The following is a 17,251-nucleotide window of genomic DNA, read 5'->3' on the forward strand; positions in this document are numbered from 1 at the left end:
CGCCGGTCATCAGCACCTTTACGCGCTTTTTCTTCGCCTCCTGGGGGGTGCTGAACCTCGGTATTATCTGGCGGCTGGATGAGTTGATGTTCATCGTGCTCATGCTGAATCTGCTTTACGGCTTCGCAATTTACCGCCATGCGTTAACTTCCCATGCGTTCTTTATTCAGCAGGCACTGCTTGAGGAAAAAAGCTCACGCCTGGCGGAACAGTTTCGTCAGGCCAAAGAGGACGCGGAGCAGGCACTGCTGGATAAAAATCAGTTTCTGACCACCGCCAGCCACGATCTGCGCCAGCCCGTACACGCTATGGGCTTTCTGATCGAAGCCATCCTCCACCGAAACCGGGACGACAGCCTGACGCCACAGCTTCTTGACCTGCAGCAGAGCGTTCGCTCGGTACATTTAATGCTCAACTCTCTGCTCGATCTCAGCAAAATAGAATCCGGGAATGTCCTCTCTGTCCCGACCAAAGTGGATATCGGTGCTCTGCTCGACTCGGTCATCACGCTGTTTCGCGAAGAGGCCAACAGCCGCGCGCTTAGGCTGTGCATCCGGCGGCCTAAACGCCGTATCTACGTGATGGGCGATTCGCTGCTGGTACGACAGTCCCTGATTAACCTGATTCAAAACGCCCTTCGTTACACGCTCCAGGGCGGGGTGCTGGTCGCCATCCGACCGCGCGGTGACGAGTGTATGGTGGAGGTGTGGGACACGGGAGTCGGTATCGCCGATGAAGAGAAGGGCAAAATCTTCTCACCTTACTACCGCCCCGAGCTGGCATGGAAGATCGACAGCGCCGGACACGGGCTGGGACTGGCCGTAGTCGCCCGCTGTGCCAAGCTGATGAAGGTGAAGTACGGGATGCAATCCATTGAAGGTAAAGGCTCACGCTTCTGGATGCGCTTCACCCAATATGCTGGCGAAGATAGCGCCCTGGATATCCCGCCCGCCGCTGACAACACCGCCACGCCGGTACGCTATGCCCCGCTGCACGGTTCCTGCCTGGTCGTCGATGACGACCCGCTGGTGACGTCTGCCTGGGAGAGCCTGATGAGCGTCTGGGGAATCGACGTACGCTGTGCGGCCTCGGCTGAAGAAGCGTTTGCCATCATCGACGACGGCTTTACGCCGTTCGCCGTGCTGTGCGACCAGCGTCTGCGATCCGGCGAAAGCGGCTTCGATATCCTGAAAGCGCTTTTTGACCGTCTGCCGGATATGAGCGGCGCCATAGTCAGCGGCGAATTTAATTCACCGGTTCTGCTGGAGGCGGAGCAGGAAGGGTACCTGGTGCTTCGCAAGCCTCTGGAGCCGGCTAAACTGCATGCGCTGCTGACGCAATGGTCAGGGTGTCGTGGATAGGGGAATAGATAATAGCAGCATTGCGCTTCACTGTAGGGCCAGATAGTACGCGGTGTCCTGCTGTGATGCCAATGTGTCGGTATGGTTGAGCCGCTGAGGGAGGATTTCGCGGGCCTGATTAATGATTTCATCGTGCATGATTCAGCCTCCTGTGGTGATCTGCATGTTGCTTCTACCGGGCAGGGCGGGAGATGTTGGAAACGGCCCCGAAGGAGTCATTAGAGTTGCTACCAGCGAAGTTCCGCAGTGGGCAATAATGTCAGTTTTCGAGCGTATACTCTAAGATATCTTCAACTCGTTGATATATATAGATTTGACGAATATCGTCAGGTAGCGATTTATCCGCAAAATTAAGTTAAACTTCGTCACAGGTTTCAGTGAGTTATGGGACGGATAATAGAATGACCAGCGAAGAGGCACTTTTAAAATCAGGTTTTAGCAAACGAGATCTTCAAAAGTTAAAAAACAATATTGAAAATTACGGTGGTTCGTTTGATAGCGTAACTCATGATCTGGCCAATCGTTTTAAGGCTATGAAGTGGATAACTATTATTGCCTTCATCATACTGGCTTTAACTCTTTTACTTGCATCCAAGGATACAAGCCTGACACTTGCGCTCACATTATTGATTGTACTACCTTTCATCTGGTATATAACGCCAGCAAAACTTGGCTACAAATCCTGGCGTTATCGTAAAATGCTGACTAATTCTGGGACGGGTCGCTGACGGACAACAGATCAAAAATAATCTTAGCTTTCACGCCATAACCCGCTATTTTCATTGTAAGCTGCGGGCGGCTCAGTGTGCTCACCTTTCGGTAATAGTCAGCAGGGAGATAACGAAACAGTCGCCAGGTACCAGGTCGCCGTAACAAGCCAAAAATGGTGTACGCATTAGCGGCCAGTGAAATTGATTTGTAGACACCTAACCCATTCTCACGACTAAAGCCCATAAACTCAGCTGTAGACATCGCGGCATTCGCGACCAGCCCTTCACTGGTAGTGTTGTTAGTTGCGTAGCGAGCCACTTCTTTACTGATGCTGTTTGTCCCGTCAGTAACCAGAATCGCACCAGCAAGAACCCCGAGAGGGGTCATAGTGCCTATGAGGGTAAATCCTGCGGCTATTTCAGCACCGGCCAGGACAACACTAACAGCCGAGATCACATACCCAACAATTTTGTTATTCTCTCGGATAAACTCGACTTTAGCGCAAAGCTTCGCTGCCTTCGTTCTTAATTAACGCGCTTGTTCCAGCAGGTTACTGTTTTCTTCTCTGAGAATTTTAACGCATTCCATGCATTCTTCATCTGATTTAGCCCGACGAGCTAACGTAAACTGATGTTCTATGAGGTCCCGAATTTCCTGAACAAACTTCATTCGAGTCAAACTATCGCTGAGATGAAAAGCCGACAGAGTGTTGGCTGTATTTACCAGTTTCCTGGCTTCCATATTCACCATAGTTTCCGCCCAGGCTTTATTTCTTCCATCTGAGCGCATCATGTTAAGTAATGCTGCATCCATTGTAGTTCCTCTCAATTGCTTTACCGGCCTCTGCTTAGACTGATAAAGGCCCCCATGACAGCCATGCGTGCCAACGCACACACAATATAGTAGCAATGTGGTTACGGTGTCTGAAGTAGAAGTCGCTTTTTACAGCTTCGTTCCTCGGCCTACTTTACTGCGGTTAGCCAGGGCCTGTTCCAGCAGTGTACGGAACGCCGAAAGGTCACTTTTCAGGATGTCCCGGATGGATTTACCACCGATGAATCTAATAAAACAGTTAGCCGATGGGGGGTAATCACGGATACGTGATGCCGCTCTGTCGGGCTCTGTCCAATTGATATGTGCATTTGTAATGCTCAAATAGATCGGTGAAGGTCAGGTTTTTCTGCTTCTGTGTGGCGGTAAAGGCGGTAAACAACGCCAGTTGTACCACCGGGAAGCGGGGCCGGAGGAGAGATAAGGGCGGTAACTACTGTTCAAACAACGAGTTGCTGACTCAGAAAGCAAAAACCCCCGCCGAAGCGAGGGTTATAAATAAGTGGTGCCCGGACTCGGAATCGAACCAAGGACACGGGGATTTTCAATCCCCTGCTCTACCGACTGAGCTATCCGGGCAACGGGGCGCATTAAACCCGATCCGCCCTCCGACGTCAACGAAATTTGTTGTTTTCGTTGCAGACTGCACACTCTCTCACCATTTCGTCGCAAACTTAAGCGAAAAAGTGCGTCCAGAGCGCGGAAAGCGGCATCGCGAGCAGCAGGGCTGGGAGCATGTTCACCACTGCAAACATCTTGATGCCACAGATGCGCAGCCCTGTCGCCAGCAGCAGCAGGCCGCCGACGGCGGTAAAGTCCGCCATCATCGCAGGCGTCGTCAGCGGCAGGATCAGCGTGGCGCAGGTGGCCAGCGCCAGCTGAATAAGCAGCATCGGTACACAAATCGCCGCCACGGCGATGCCGAGGGCGGTGGCAAAGATGGTGGCAGTAAAGAAATCCAGAAACGCTTTCGCAATCAGTATGCTGGGATCGCCGGTCATCCCTTCCTGCATCGAACCGAATATCCCCGTGCCGCTGGCGCAGAACAGAATAATGATCGCAACGTAGTTCTGAATAAACGACTCGTGCGTGCCGTGCTTTGCCTTGCCCGGTCGGGCAATCAGATTTTTGGCTTTGCCTACCGCGTGATTAATGCCTTTTTCCAGATAGCAAAACTCGCCGATCAGCGCGCCGAGCAGTGTCGCCAGTACCATCACCGGCAGGTTGGCGCATTTCACCACTAAAAGGATACCAATCCCTAACGACGCCAGGCCAAAAATGGAGGGCATGGAGACGCGAATACGCTCCGGCAACCGCTGGCTTAATACTGCCCCAAGTACACCGCCCAGCAATACGGCTCCCGCATTGATAAAGGGTCCAATCACCACGTTTAACTCCTGTTATTTAAGCTCTGGCATTGCATGATTATGGCACGTCCGTCCCTGATTATGCTTAGCTTTGGGAGGCGTAACGCATACTGATTCCTTCTTGCACCTGAAAATAAAAGGTGACATGATTGCGCGAATTTTCTCCTTCCTGTCTCACCGTTCGGTGAGGGTATTTGCGCTTATGAAAACCATGAAAATTGCCGTCAGCCGTGAGCTGGTATCCAAAGTTTCTACGCATCGCGAAAAGGTTATGCTGGATAACACCGATTTCACCGATGTGGCGGCAGTCGTCATTACGGTTGTTGAAAGCTACAGCGGCATTCTTGCGTTGCTGAAGCGTACGGGCTTTCAGCTACCAGTATTTATGTTCTCAACAGAGCCAGGAGAGGTGCCAGAGGGTGTCACGGCGATCATCTCGGGTAAAGCACAAGAATTGCTGGAACTGGAATCTGCCGCCTGCCGGTATGAAGAGAACCTGCTGCCACCCTTTTTTGACACCCTGAGCCAGTATGTGGCGATGGGAAACAGCACCTTTGCCTGTCCGGGTCACCAGCACGGCGCCTTTTTTAAAAAACATCCCGCCGGGCGGCAGTTTTACGACTTCTTCGGTGAAAACGTGTTTCGTGCCGATATGTGCAATGCCGACGTGAAGCTCGGTGATTTGCTGATCCACGAAGGTTCTGCCAAGCACGCGCAAAAGTTCGCGGCGAAAGTGTTCAACGCGGATAAAACCTACTTCGTGCTGAACGGCACGTCGGCGGCCAATAAAGTGGTGACCAATGCGCTGCTGACCCGTGGCGATCTGGTGCTGTTCGATCGTAACAACCATAAGTCCAACCATCATGGGGCGCTGATCCAGGCCGGGGCAACGCCTGTCTATCTTGAGGCAGCCCGTAATCCGTTTGGTTTTATCGGCGGGATTGATGAACACTGCTTTGATGAGGCCTGGCTGCGGGAACTGATCCGTGACGTCGCGCCGAAGAAAGCCGCCGAGGCGCGCCCGTTCCGTCTGGCGATCATTCAGCTCGGCACCTACGACGGCACGATCTACAACGCCCGTCAGGTGATCGACAAGATCGGTCACCTTTGCGACTACATCCTCTTTGACTCCGCCTGGGTCGGCTACGAGCAATTTATCCCGATGATGGCGGAAACGTCTCCGCTTCTGCTGGAACTGAACGAGAACGATCCGGGAATTTTCGTGACCCAGTCGGTCCACAAGCAGCAGGCCGGGTTCTCACAAACGTCGCAGATCCATAAAAAGGATAACCATATTCGCGGTCAGTCGCGCTTCTGCCCGCACAAGCGGCTGAACAACGCGTTCATGCTGCATGCCTCCACCAGCCCGTTTTACCCGCTGTTTGCGGCGCTGGACGTGAACGCCAAGATCCACGAGGGCGAAAGCGGACGCAGGCTGTGGGCGGAGTGTGTCGAGTTGGGCATTGAAGCGCGCAAGGCCATCATCGCTAACTGCCATATGATCAAACCCTTTATCCCACCGGTAGTGGCGGGGCGGCCATGGCAGGATCACCCCACGCAGGCCATCGCCAGCGAGCGTCGCTTCTTTAGTTTTGAACCGGGTGCAAAATGGCACGGTTTTGAAGGCTATGCCCGCGAGCAGTATTTCGTCGATCCGTGCAAGCTGCTGCTGACCACGCCGGGCATTGATGCTGAAACAGGGCACTATACCGATTTCGGCATTCCGGCGACCATTCTCGCCCACTACCTGCGCGAAAACGGCATTGTGCCGGAGAAGTGCGATCTCAACTCCATCCTGTTCCTGCTGACGCCAGCCGAGAGCGCGGAGAAGCTAATGCAGCTGGTGGCGATGCTGGGGCAGTTTGAACAGCATATTGAAGACGATACGCCGCTCGTGGATGTGCTGCCGACCATCTATCAGAAATACCCGGTGCGTTACCGCGACTATACGATCCGTCAGCTGTGCCAGGAGATGCACGATCTCTACGTCAGCTTTAACGTGAAGGATTTACAGAAGGCGATGTTCCGCCAGGAGAGCCTGCCTGCCGTGGTGATGAACCCGCAGGATGCCAACCAGGAGTACATTCGCGGGAATGTCGAACTGGTGCGTATTCGTGACGCCGAAGGACGCATTGCCGCCGAAGGTGCGCTGCCATACCCGCCGGGCGTGCTGTGCGTGGTACCGGGGGAAGTCTGGGGTGGAGCAGTACAGCGCTACTTCCTGGCGCTGGAAGAGGGCATTAATATGCTGCCGGGTTTCTCGCCAGAGTTGCAGGGCGTTTACAGCGAGAAGGATGCCGACGGGATCAAGCGACTGTATGGGTACGTGTTAAAGTAGGGCCCCTCACCCTAACCCTCTCCCCAAAGGGGAGAGGGGATTGCACGGAGCCGTCTTTTCACCCTCGCCCCTTTGGGGAGAGGGCCGGGGTGAGGGGAGTTAAGTCGCACTACGCCGGTACATCCTTCTCGGATGCCCAATCTTCCCGTACAGCATCTCCACCGTCAGAAAACCCACCTCCACGCAGTGTTCCAGATAGCGCCGGGTGGTGGTTTTACTCAGTCCCGTCTCGCTCACCACCTCATCCACCGTAAAGCAGTGCGCCGCCTTGTTGTTAAACAGCGTTTGCACCCGCGCCAGCGTGTTCTCCTCTATCCCTTTGCTGCCGTTGTCCAGTCGATAATTTTTCGCCTGTAGCTGATAGAGTGAATCCACGTTCTGCTGGTCGACAATCTTCCAGACGCGCTGCTGTTCGGCAAACTGCACAAAACGTTCCAGCGACTGGCTCAGGCGTTTCCAGGAAACTGGCTTGAGGATGTAGTCGAACGCGCCGTTACGAATGGCCTGGCTACAGGTGTCCATATCGCTGGCGGCGGTGATGAAAATCACCGAGCAGTTGGCGCGGGTGAGCATCGGGTTGCTGATAAGGGTGATGCCTTTGCCGTCCGGCAGATAGTTATCCAGCAGCATCAGCTTCGGCTGTTTGCTCTCCAGTTGTACCTGCGCGTCGGCCAGTGACGCGGCAATCCCCACCAGCCTCAGGCGCGGATGTTTACCGATAAGCTCCGCGTGCAGTTGCGCCAGTTCGTTCTCGTCTTCAACAATCAGTACGTCGATAAGTTCATGTTGCATAGTCGGTATCTTCCAGTTCCTGTACGGGGTGCCGGACCGTTCCCGTGGCGGGAATAAACAGTGAGAAAATGGCACCGCGTGGGGTGTTATCGGCAACTTCAATTGCACCGCCAGCCTGCGTGACGTAGCTTTCAATCAGATACAGGCCAATACCGTGATCGCCGCGCGTTTTGGTAGTGATGCCGCGCTCAAAGATCCGGTCGCGGATCTCCGGTGTGATGCCGACGCCCTGGTCGGCGACTTCAATAATCAGTTCCTGCTCGTTCAACTTTATTAGCACGTCTACCGGGGCATGCGGGAGCGGGGCGCGCTGGGTCGCTTCGATGGCGTTATCCAGCAAGTTCCCGATGATCGAGACTAGTTCCGATTCGAGCAGCGGCAGGAAGGGTTTGTCCACCCGGCAGGCCGGATCGAAGCTCAGCTCAACGCCTTTTTCACGCGCGCGGGCGGCCTTTCCAAGCAGCAAACCGCACAGCGTCGGGGAGCTAAAGCGGGACGAGATAAAGTCCAGCAGCTCCTGAGCGTGTTCCGACTGCGCCTGTATGTAGCGGATCGCCTCGTCATAACGGCCCATATGCAGCAGGCCGGACAGCGTGGTCATGCGGTTCAGCTGTTCATGGCGCATAATGCGCAGGTTATCAACATAGCGCTTCACCTGGCTGAGCTGGGCGCTGAGCGAGTCGATCTCGTTGCGATCGCGAAAGGTGATCACCCAGCCCTGCAACGCATCTTCCAGCATGATCCGCACCCGGCTGGCAATGACCGTGAGATCGTTAAAGCGACAGATCTCATCGTGGGTGTCTTTCGCAAGCATGGTTTGCGCGTTAAAGAACGGGACGGGCGCGATCACCTGGCTGATGAGTTGACCCCGCAGTTCGCGGGCGGGCTGGCGTAAGCCTAATAATTTACGCGCCGCCTGGTTAATCACCTCAATGCGGAGATCGTCGTCGATGGCAATCACCCCTTCATAAATGGATTCCATCATCGCCTTTTGCTGACGCACCAGCAGGCCGATTTCGCGCGGCTCCAGAGAGAATATCTGCTTCTTGATGCTGCGGGTGAAGAACCAGGAGAAAATAAACAGGGCGATAAGCAGCAGCACGGCGGCAATCAGGATATTAACCACCTTGCTGACGGTGATGGTGTCCAGATAGCTTGTGAGATAGCCTACCGAAACAATCCCTACCACCTGCCCGGCATCATTAAAAATGGGCGCTTTGCTGCGCAGCGAAATGCCTAACCCGCCCTTGCGGATGGTGATGGTGCTTTTGCCGTGTAATACCTCGTCGTTGTCTCCGCCAACCAGCGTTTTGCCTACCCGGTCGGCAAACACGGAATGGAAAAGATGCAGCCCTTTATTGTCACCAATCACAATAAAACTGGCGTCGCTGCGGGCGGCTATTTTCTGCATAAAGTCATGGATGCCCTGGATATCCTTTTGTTCGACTTCTTTTCGCAAAGAAGGAATAAGCGCAATTTCTTCGGCCTGTATTTTTGCGCGCGCGCTCATTTCCTGATAAAGCTGCCTGCCGACATCGACATAATAATATCCGCCCAGTAATGCGAACAGCACTGAGAAAAAGGCGACCAGCGAAATAAACAGCTTGATCTGAAACGATACTTTCATAACTATCACGCGAGATATCAACAGGTCGGCTGAATATATCATCTTTTAAGGCCAGGATGCCCGCTTTGCCGAAAACTTGTGATCCCTTGCACAGCGCAGCTTGTAAAAGATTTTTCCGAAAGTCTTATCCTCTTAAGGCTAAATGAATAAATGTTATTTCTTTGTTCAGTTAAGAAAAGAAACCATAAAAACCACGGCAATAAATAAGGCATAAATCACATTAAATAAAAGAAACCATTAAAACCATAGCGGCCATTAAAACTTCGCTTTTAATATGCCATTCCTCACATAAAGTAAGCCTTTGTGACTCTAAGCTGGACGCACAAAATAACTAAGGGGCTTATTATGAGCACAACTGACGATTCATTCTCTGTTACCCACGACCCGATTGATATTCAGCGGCCATCGCTCAAAGAGCGCTGGTGGCATATTATGGATACCTGGAAAATCGGCATTATTCCTCTGCCACTGTTCGTTCTGGCGGGCGCGCTGATTGCGATAGATTGCCTGGGCGGAAAACTGCCGAGCGACATCGTGGTCATGGTGGCCACGCTGGCCTTCTTCGGCTTTGCCTGCGGCGAGTTCGGCAAACGCCTGCCGATTGTCGGCAAGCTCGGCGCGGCGGCAATTTGTGCCACCTTTATCCCTTCCGCGCTGGTCTATTACGGCCTGCTGCCGGACGTGGTGGTCGAGTCCACGACCAAATTCTATAAATCCACCAATATTCTCTACCTTTATATCTGCTGCATTATTGTCGGCAGCATCATGAGCATGAACCGCACCGTGCTGATCCAGGGCTTCCTGCGCATCTTCTTCCCGATGCTGTGCGGTGAAATCGTCGGCATGATTGTCGGCATGGGCGTTGGACTGGCGCTGGGCCTCGAGCCGTTCCAGATCTTCTTCTTTATCATTCTGCCGATCATGGCGGGCGGCGTCGGGGAAGGGGCGATCCCGCTCTCTATCGGCTATGCCACGCTGCTGCACATGGATCAGGGCGTGGCGCTCGGCCGCGTGCTGCCGATGGTAATGCTCGGCGGCCTGACGGCGATCATCATCTCCGGTTGCCTCAACCAGCTCGGGAAACGCTACCCGCACCTGACCGGTGAAGGCCAGCTGATGCCTAACCGCGCCAACGCCGATGCCACCGTCTCTCAACCCGCGTTCTCCGGCAAAGCGGATGTGACCACCATCGCCTCCGGCGCGCTGCTGGCGGTGCTGCTGTACATGCTGGGCATGCTCGGCCACAAGCTGATTGGTCTGCCAGCGCCGGTCGGCATGCTGTTTATGGCGGTGCTGGTGAAGCTCTGTAATGGCGCCTCTCCGCGTCTGCTGGAGGGTTCCCAGGTGGTGTACAAATTCTTCCAGACCTCCGTGACCTACCCGATTCTCTTCGCCGTTGGCGTGGCGATTACCCCATGGCATGAACTGGTGGCGGCGTTCACCGTCAGCAACCTGCTGGTGATTATCAGCACCGTTTCCGCGCTGGTGGCAACCGGATTCTTCGTTGGCAAAAAGATTGGTATGCACCCGATTGATGTCGCCATCGTCTCCTGCTGTCAGAGCGGGCAGGGCGGTACTGGTGACGTGGCGATCCTGACCGCAGGCAACCGCATGAGCCTGATGCCATTCGCCCAGATTGCTACCCGTATCGGCGGGGCGATTAACGTCTCTGTCTCACTGCTGATTCTGGGCAACTTCCTCGTTTAAGTTTTCAGGAAAGAACAATGAAACTCGCAAGCTTTTTATACCAGGGTAAACGCAGCTACGGCATCGTTCAGGCCGAGGGCGTGATTGATTTAGGCCGCCGCCTGGGCGACCGCTATGGCGACCTTAAAGCGCTGTTGCAGGGGAACGGGCTGGCGCAGGCCACCCGTTTTCTGAACGACGCGGTGGATGTACCGCTGAACGCCATCACCTTCTTACCGGTGATTGTCCAGCCGGAAAAAATTCTCTGCGTGGGCATGAACTATGCCGACAAGCGCAAGGAGTTTGATCAGCATAACCCGGCCCCGACCCTGTTTGTCCGCTTCCCGGATTCACAGACCGGCCACAACGAGCCGGTGCTGAAGCCGCGCCACTCCAGCGAGTTCGACTACGAAGGCGAGCTGGCGGTGATCATCGGCAAAGGCGGGGAGAACATCAGCCGCGACGACGCCCTGCGCCACGTGGCGGGCTACAGCTGCTACATGGACGGCTCCGCCCGCGACTGGCAGCACACCTGGTTCACCGCCGGGAAAAACTGGCGGCAGACCGGGGCGTTCGGCCCGTGGATGGCGACGGCGGATGAGATCCCGGACCCGCACAGCCTGGCGATCCGCACCTGGCTGAACGGCCGCATGGTGCAGGAGGACAACACCAGCAGCATGATCCACAAGGTGGCGGAGCTGATCGAGTACATCAGCACCTTCACCCGTCTCAGCCCGGGCGACGTGATCATCACCGGCTCGCCTGGCGGGGTGGGTAAAAAGCGCAACCCGCCACTGTTTATGAAGGAGGGGGATCGCATTGAGGTGGAGATCGAACATATCGGTCATCTGAGCAACGTGATCGTGGAAGCGCCAGCCGTCGGGCTCGCGGCAGCGCACTGAGTAAGGCGGCAGCATGCAATCGCAACCCATTGATTTTCGCCATACCGTTGTGGCGAAACACCCGGAACGCTTAAGCCAGATCCGCTACCTGCTGGCAGACAGCGGCCTTGGCCTGGACAACGACATCACGCTGTTTGTTGAAGCCTGGTCCGGCGCGCAGCTGGTGGGTTGCGCCGGGCTTGCTGCCAACGTCATCAAGTGCGTCGCGGTCAACGAGCAGCTTCGTGGGGAAAACCTCAGCGCGCGTCTGCTGGCAGAGGTGGAAAATGCGGCGCTGGAGCGCGGCCATTTTCACCTCTTCCTCTGCACCCGTCCGTGTAATAAGGAGCGCTTTGGCCGCAGCGGTTTCTGGCCGGTTGCCCAGAGCGGGAACAGCGCGGTGCTAATGGAGAACACTCCGCAAGGGATCGTGCGCTACTGCCGATCCCTGCGCGCTAGCCGCAAGTGTGGGGAGAAGATTGGTGCCATCGTGATGAACGCCAACCCGTTCACCCTCGGTCACCGTCATCTGGTGGAGCAGGCGGCGGCGCAGTGCGATGCTCTGCATCTGTTCGTGGTGCGTGAAGACGCCTCGTTCTTCCCGTTCAGCGCGCGCCTTGAGATGGTGCGCGCGGGCGTGGCGCATCTGCCGAACGTGGTGGTGCATGAAGGCTCGCAGTACATCATCTCCCGCGCCACGTTTCCGGCCTACTTCCTGAAGGAGACCGGCAAAGTGCAGCAGGCATGGAGCGAGATCGACGTGCTGATCTTCCGGGACTTTATCGCCCCGGCGCTGGGCATCACGCACCGTTTTATTGGTTCGGAACCGTTCTGCGATATCACCCGCCAGTACAACCAGACGCTGCACGACCTGCTGGCCTCGCACATCGACGTGGTGGAAATGCCGCGCATCAAAGCCAACGGCAACGCCATTTCGGCCTCGGAAGTACGCCGTTTACTCAAGACACAGCAGTTTTCCCGGATCCGGGAGATTGTCCCGGACTCCACCTTCGCGCACCTCGAAGCACATTATCGTGCGAGTGCGGAAGTCGCATAACTATCAGGAATTTATCATGAATATTGTAAGGGAGGCGCTGGCCGGAACTCAGGAGTCCAGCGACCTGATGGTGAAAATCGCCCCCGCTCACGGTGAGCTGGAGATTGTCATCCACAGTGAAGTGATTAAGCAGTTTGGCGAGCAAATACGCCAGGTGGTCAACGACACATTGCGCGCCATGAACGTGCACCAGGGATTAATCATTATTGAAGACAAAGGGGCGCTGGACTGTGTGATCCGCGCCCGCCTGCAAAGCGCGCTTCTGCGTGCAGCCGATGAACAGGCCATCAACTGGGGGGCGCTGAAATGAGCAAACTCCGCCGCAGTATGCTGTTCCTGCCGGGCGCCAATGCCGCCATGCTCTCCACCGCCTTTATCTACCGCCCCGACTCCATCATGTTTGACCTTGAGGACGCCGTGGCCCTGCGCGAGAAAGACACCGCACGCATGCTGGTGTTCCACGCGTTGCAGCACCCGATGTATCAGGATATCGAAACCGTGGTGCGTATTAACCCGCTGAGCACGCCGTTTGGCCTGCTGGATCTGGAGGCCGCCGTACGCGCGGGCGTAGACGTGATTCGCCTGCCAAAAACCGACACCCCGGACGATATCTACGAGCTGGAGGACCACCTCGAGCGCATTGAGCAGGAGTGCGGGCGTGAAGTAGGTTCCACCCGCGTGATGGCGGCGATTGAATCGGCCATTGGCGTCATCAACGCCGTGGCGATTGCCCGCAGCTCCCCGCGCCTTATCGGCATCGCGCTGGCCGCCTTTGACTACGTAATGGACATGCAGACCGAGCGCGGCGACGGCACCGAGCTGTTCTACGCCCGCTGCGCCGTGCTGCACGCCGCCCGCGCTGCGGGCATCGACGCTTTCGACGTGGTGTGGTCAGACGTTAACGACGAAGCCGGGTTCCTGCGCGAGGTCGATCTGATCCGCAAGATGGGCTTTAACGGCAAATCGCTGATTAACCCGCGCCAGATTGACCTGCTGCACAACGCCTACGCCCCGACTCAGGAAGAGGTGGAGCACGCAAAACGGGTGATTGAGGCGGCAGAAGAGGGCGAGCGTAACGGCCTGGGCGTGGTCTCGCTCAACGGCAAAATGGTGGATGCACCGATTATTAACCACGCGCAGGTGGTGCTGGAGCGCGCGGCGGCCTCCGGCGTGCGTCGGTAAGGATGACATAATGAATCAGACAGAACTTCTCCATGTGAATTTCCCCCATCTGCGGGATCTGAAGCCCTTTGATACCGCCCACAGCGCGACGCCGTGGCTGGCGGACAGCGAGGCGAAACACAACCGTAAGCTTTGCGCCTCCCTCGAAGAAGCCGTCATGCGCAGCGGCTTGCAGGACGGGATGACCATCTCTTTCCACCATGCCTTTCGCGAAGGCGACCGGGTGATCAACACCGTTGTGGCGCTGCTGGCGCGGATGGGTTTTAAAAATTTGACCCTGGCCTCCAGCTCGCTGATGACCTGCAACGACGCGCTGATCGAGCATATTCAAAACGGCGTGATCGCCCGAATTTACACCTCCGGTATGCGCGGCAGGCTGGCGGAGGCCATCTCCCACGGGCTGATGGACGAGCCGGTACAAATTCACTCCCACGGCGGGCGCGTGAAGCTGCTCCAGGATGGCGAGCTGAATATCGACGTGGCATTTCTCGGCGTGCCGTGCAGCGATGAGTTTGGCAACGCTAACGGCACGCAGGGCAAATCGTGTTGCGGTTCGCTGGGTTACGCCATGGTGGACGCACACTTTGCCCGTAAGGTGGTGCTGCTGACCGAAGAACTGGTGCCGTTCCCGAATATGCCCGCCAGCCTGGTGCAGGATCAGGTGGACTACATCGTGCAGGTGGAGAGCGTGGGCGACCCGGCGAAAATCAGCGTCGGTGCGGCGCGCGTCACCAGCAACCCGCGCGAGCTGATGATTGCCCGCTATGCGGCGGACGTGATTGAGCACTCAGGCTATTTCAAACCAGGTTTCTCGATGCAGACCGGCTCCGGCGCGGCGGCGACCGCCTGCACCCGCTTTATGGAAGAGAAGATGGAGCGCAGCGGCGTGAAGGCGCGCTTCGCCCTTGGCGGTATCACCGGCAGCCTGGTGGATTTGCACGAGAAGGGGCTCATCGAAAAGCTGCTCGACACCCAGTGCTTTGACGGCCAGGCGGCGGCCTCGCTGGCGCGCAACCCGAACCACGTGGAGATCTCCACCAACGTCTACGCCAACCCCGGCAGCAAGGCGGCAAGCTGCGACCAGCTCGACGTGGTGATCCTCAGCGCGCTGGAAATCGACGTCGATTTTAACGTCAACGTCATCACCGGATCCGACGGCGTGATGCGCGGCGCATCCGGCGGGCACTGCGACGTGGCGTCGGCAGCCAACCTGACCATTGTGGTCGCGCCGCTGCTGCGAAGCCGCATCCCGACCGTTGTGAAGCGCGTTACCACGCGCCTCACGCCGGGGGAGAGCATTGACGTGCTGGTCACCGACCACGGTATTGCGGTCAACCCGGCGCGCCCGGAGATCCGCGAACGACTCATGGAAGCAGGCCTGAAGGTTGTAGATATCAACGCGCTCTATGAGCGGGCGATTTCCCTGACCGGCGTACCGAAACCGATTGAGTTCACCGACAAAATTGTCGGGGTGATCCGCTACCGCGACGGCAGCGTGATCGACACCGTTCGACAGGTAAAGGAGTGAATATGACTATTGCGACACCTGTGCGGACGGGGGTCAGCCTGGACGCGCTGCTGGCGGCGAAAGAGCGCCGCGCAGCCCGTCAGGCTGACTGGCTTACGCACCATCAACAACCGGTGATCTCCCTAACGCTGGTCACGCCCGGGCAAATTAAAGACAGCCTGCGCTATCGCAATACCATGGGCGTGGCGTTACAGATGTGCGACCAGCTGCTGTGGGAAAACCGCTGGCAGGTGCTGGACCGCCAGGTGCTCTGGCTACCCACCGGACCTGAAGCGCTGTGGTGCGTCGCGCATCCGGCGGCGGAAATTAAAGCGCACTGTGCTGAACTGGAGCAGACGCACCCGCTCGGCAGACTGTGGGATCTGGATGTGATCTGCCCTGAAAACGGCCACGTTGGCCGTCAGTCGTTGGGTTCACACCTCAGGCGCTGTCTGATTTGCGACGAGCCTGCCCACGCCTGTTCCCGTTCTCGGCACCATCCCGTTGAGCAGGTGGTTTCCCGCGTGGAGAAGATGATAGATGACTGGTTTGCTCGCGACTAAACCGCGCCCGGTTGATGTCCCTGCGCTTGCCGCAGAGGCGCTGTGGCAGGAGCTGGAGCTGACGCCCAAACCGGGGCTGGTGGACAGGCTCAATAACGGCTCACATCGCGATATGGACCATACCTTATTCGTCCACAGCATTGCGGCGATTACGCCGTGGTTTGCCCGTTTTGCGGAACTGGGTGAAGCACATGCGGCCAAACCTGCCGATCAGCAGTTGCGGATTATCCGCCCGATGGGGATGGCCTGCGAGCAGGCGATGTACGCCGCCACGGGCGGGGTGAACACGCACAAGGGCGGGATTTTTGCCCTTGGTTTGCTCTGCTTCGCCGCCGGACGTGTAAAAAATATCTCTGCGGATAGCCTCTGTTGTGAGGTAAGTAACATCTGTCGTGGGCTGGTGGCGCGGGAACTGGGCGGGCGCTGCGGGCAGGCAACGGCGGGAGAGCGACAGTTTCAACAGTACGGTTTAACCGGCGCGCGCGGTGAGGCAGAAAGCGGCTTCAGCACGGTGCGTAAGGCGCTGGCGCAGTGGAAGGGAAACACCCTTCATGACCTGTTATTGCGCCTGATGGCCATCAACCAGGACAGTAATCTCGTTTCGCGCGGCGGCACTGAAGGGCTGCGCTACGTCCAGGATTATGCACAGGAGCTGCTGGCGAACGGCTGGGATCAGGATGCGTTACTTAGGATGGATAACGCGTTGATTGAACGAAACCTGAGTCCGGGCGGCAGCGCGGATTTGCTGTCGGTGGGGTGGGTGCTGTCTGGAATAAAATAGCCGGGTGGCGCTAACGCTTACCCGGCCTACGGTTTGCGGTTTGTAGGCCCGGTAAGGCGAAGCCGCCACCGGGCACAACAATCAATGCGCGATCGGCTGCGCACCGTGTGGTTCGCGTACGTGCTTGTACTTGAACAGCACGATGAACGCGAAGAACAGCACCAGTGAGTACCCGGCGAAGATCAGCCACACTGGCTGCCAGTTGGTGATGCCGTTGGTGGTATACATCTCAACCACTTTACCGCTCACCACGCCGCCCAGAATACAGCCGAAGCCGTTGGTCATCATCAGGAACATGCCCTGCGCACTGGCGCGGATTTCAGGCTTCACCTCTTTTTCTACAAACACCGAGCCGGAGATGTTGAAGAAGTCGAAGGCGCAGCCGTAAACAATCATCGACAGAACCAGCAGCACGGTGCCGAACGCGCTTGGGTCGCCGTAGGCGAACAGACCGAAGCGCAACATCCAGGCAGCGATACTGATCAGCATGACGTTCTTGATGCCGTAGCGGCTCAGGAAGAACGGGATGGTCAGGATGAACAGCGTCTCAGAGATCTGCGAGATGGA

At 56.7% G+C, this 17,251-nt stretch carries 15 protein-coding genes, 1 tRNA gene and 1 pseudogene; 11 read left to right on the forward strand and 6 right to left on the reverse strand.

Annotated features, from left to right (window positions below):
• Positions 1–1,361: hybrid sensor histidine kinase/response regulator (locus tag HP459_RS13235; RefSeq protein ID WP_171936311.1), on the forward strand; the 1,361-nt coding region annotated here is incomplete at its 5' end.
• Positions 1,362–1,762: 401 nt separating this feature from the next.
• Entirely contained in the window at positions 1,763–2,089 is a 327-nt protein-coding gene (locus HP459_RS13240) for a hypothetical protein (protein ID WP_023298582.1), read from the forward strand.
• Here HP459_RS13240 and HP459_RS13245 read toward each other — a convergent pair.
• The 3 genes and pseudogenes from HP459_RS13245 to HP459_RS13255 all read right to left on the reverse strand — a co-directional run bounded on the left by HP459_RS13245 (position 2,067) and on the right by HP459_RS13255 (position 4,291).
• Positions 2,067–2,885 (reverse strand): annotated as a pseudogene (locus HP459_RS13245) (DUF4225 domain-containing protein). The gene HP459_RS13240 and the pseudogene HP459_RS13245 sit on opposite strands and share 23 nt — an antisense overlap.
• A gap of 521 nt (positions 2,886–3,406) precedes the next feature.
• Positions 3,407–3,482, reverse strand: a tRNA-Phe gene (locus tag HP459_RS13250).
• 95 nt (positions 3,483–3,577) lie between these two features.
• The gene (locus HP459_RS13255) at positions 3,578–4,291 is read right to left on the reverse strand and encodes a DUF554 family protein (RefSeq protein ID WP_171936312.1); all 714 of its coding nucleotides are present in this window, start codon (positions 4,289–4,291) and stop codon (positions 3,578–3,580) included.
• 181 nt (positions 4,292–4,472) lie between these two features.
• Between HP459_RS13255 and HP459_RS13260 the strand changes: the two genes are divergently transcribed.
• Positions 4,473–6,608: an ornithine decarboxylase gene (locus HP459_RS13260; RefSeq protein ID WP_171936313.1), complete on the forward strand. Its 2,136-nt coding sequence runs from the start codon at positions 4,473–4,475 to the stop codon at positions 6,606–6,608.
• A gap of 99 nt (positions 6,609–6,707) precedes the next feature.
• On the opposite strand, the gene HP459_RS13265 is transcribed toward HP459_RS13260, so the two are convergent.
• Complete coding sequence (locus HP459_RS13265) at positions 6,708–7,400, reverse strand: response regulator (RefSeq protein ID WP_022649373.1); 693 nt, start codon at positions 7,398–7,400, stop codon at positions 6,708–6,710.
• Positions 7,390–9,027 (reverse strand): sensor histidine kinase, encoded by a 1,638-nt coding sequence (locus HP459_RS13270; RefSeq protein ID WP_022649372.1) that lies wholly within the window; start codon positions 9,025–9,027, stop codon positions 7,390–7,392. Before HP459_RS13270 ends, HP459_RS13265 begins: the two co-directional genes overlap by 11 nt.
• 345 nt (positions 9,028–9,372) lie before the next feature.
• Here HP459_RS13270 and HP459_RS13275 point away from each other — a divergent pair, with 345 nt between their 5' ends.
• The 8 genes from HP459_RS13275 to citG are packed head-to-tail and all read left to right on the forward strand — an operon-like array spanning position 9,373 to position 16,684.
• Entirely contained in the window at positions 9,373–10,734 is a 1,362-nt protein-coding gene (locus HP459_RS13275; RefSeq protein ID WP_022649371.1) for a 2-hydroxycarboxylate transporter family protein, read from the forward strand.
• A gap of 17 nt (positions 10,735–10,751) precedes the next feature.
• On the forward strand, positions 10,752–11,615 hold the full coding sequence (locus HP459_RS13280) for a fumarylacetoacetate hydrolase family protein (protein ID WP_015571851.1): 864 nt from the start codon (positions 10,752–10,754) through the stop codon (positions 11,613–11,615).
• A gap of 13 nt (positions 11,616–11,628) precedes the next feature.
• A complete protein-coding gene (gene citC / locus HP459_RS13285) occupies positions 11,629–12,651 on the forward strand; it encodes a [citrate (pro-3S)-lyase] ligase (protein ID WP_171936314.1) in 1,023 nt (340 codons plus the stop codon).
• A 16-nt stretch (positions 12,652–12,667) separates the two neighbouring features.
• A complete protein-coding gene (gene citD, locus HP459_RS13290) occupies positions 12,668–12,961 on the forward strand; it encodes a citrate lyase acyl carrier protein (RefSeq protein WP_017382935.1) in 294 nt (97 codons plus the stop codon).
• Positions 12,958–13,833 (forward strand): citrate (pro-3S)-lyase subunit beta, encoded by an 876-nt coding sequence (citE, locus tag HP459_RS13295; RefSeq protein ID WP_063150129.1) that lies wholly within the window; start codon positions 12,958–12,960, stop codon positions 13,831–13,833. Before citD ends, citE begins: the two co-directional genes overlap by 4 nt.
• A 10-nt stretch (positions 13,834–13,843) precedes the next feature.
• Positions 13,844–15,361, forward strand: coding sequence for a citrate lyase subunit alpha (gene citF / locus HP459_RS13300; protein ID WP_023298575.1), 1,518 nt, complete (start codon positions 13,844–13,846; stop codon positions 15,359–15,361).
• A gap of 2 nt (positions 15,362–15,363) precedes the next feature.
• A complete protein-coding gene (citX, locus tag HP459_RS13305) occupies positions 15,364–15,903 on the forward strand; it encodes a citrate lyase holo-[acyl-carrier protein] synthase (RefSeq protein ID WP_022649366.1) in 540 nt (179 codons plus the stop codon).
• A complete protein-coding gene (gene citG, locus HP459_RS13310) occupies positions 15,881–16,684 on the forward strand; it encodes a triphosphoribosyl-dephospho-CoA synthase CitG (RefSeq protein ID WP_171936315.1) in 804 nt (267 codons plus the stop codon). Before citX ends, citG begins: the two co-directional genes overlap by 23 nt.
• Before the next feature lie 81 nt (positions 16,685–16,765).
• On the opposite strand, the gene HP459_RS13315 is transcribed toward citG, so the two are convergent.
• Positions 16,766–17,251: MFS transporter (locus HP459_RS13315; RefSeq protein WP_171936316.1), on the reverse strand; the 486-nt coding region annotated here is incomplete at its 5' end.

This window comes from Enterobacter sp. CM29 (assembly GCF_013179605.1).
Classification (GTDB): Bacteria; Pseudomonadota; Gammaproteobacteria; order Enterobacterales; family Enterobacteriaceae; genus Enterobacter; species Enterobacter intestinihominis.

Bases quoted from the DNA above. Each gene is read 5' to 3' on its own strand.
- HP459_RS13240 (WP_023298582.1), top strand. From the start codon at position 1,763: ATGACCAGCGAAGAGGCACTTTTAAAATCAGGTTTTAGCAAACGAGAT.
- HP459_RS13260 (WP_171936313.1), top strand. From the start codon at position 4,473: ATGAAAACCATGAAAATTGCCGTCAGCCGTGAGCTGGTATCCAAAGTT.
- HP459_RS13265 (WP_022649373.1), bottom strand. From the start codon at position 7,400: ATGCAACATGAACTTATCGACGTACTGATTGTTGAAGACGAGAACGAA.
- HP459_RS13270 (WP_022649372.1), bottom strand. From the start codon at position 9,027: ATGAAAGTATCGTTTCAGATCAAGCTGTTTATTTCGCTGGTCGCCTTT.
- HP459_RS13275 (WP_022649371.1), top strand. From the start codon at position 9,373: ATGAGCACAACTGACGATTCATTCTCTGTTACCCACGACCCGATTGAT.
- HP459_RS13280 (WP_015571851.1), top strand. From the start codon at position 10,752: ATGAAACTCGCAAGCTTTTTATACCAGGGTAAACGCAGCTACGGCATC.
- citC (WP_171936314.1), top strand. From the start codon at position 11,629: ATGCAATCGCAACCCATTGATTTTCGCCATACCGTTGTGGCGAAACAC.
- citD (WP_017382935.1), top strand. From the start codon at position 12,668: ATGAATATTGTAAGGGAGGCGCTGGCCGGAACTCAGGAGTCCAGCGAC.
- citE (WP_063150129.1), top strand. From the start codon at position 12,958: ATGAGCAAACTCCGCCGCAGTATGCTGTTCCTGCCGGGCGCCAATGCC.
- citF (WP_023298575.1), top strand. From the start codon at position 13,844: ATGAATCAGACAGAACTTCTCCATGTGAATTTCCCCCATCTGCGGGAT.
- citX (WP_022649366.1), top strand. From the start codon at position 15,364: ATGACTATTGCGACACCTGTGCGGACGGGGGTCAGCCTGGACGCGCTG.
- citG (WP_171936315.1), top strand. From the start codon at position 15,881: ATGACTGGTTTGCTCGCGACTAAACCGCGCCCGGTTGATGTCCCTGCG.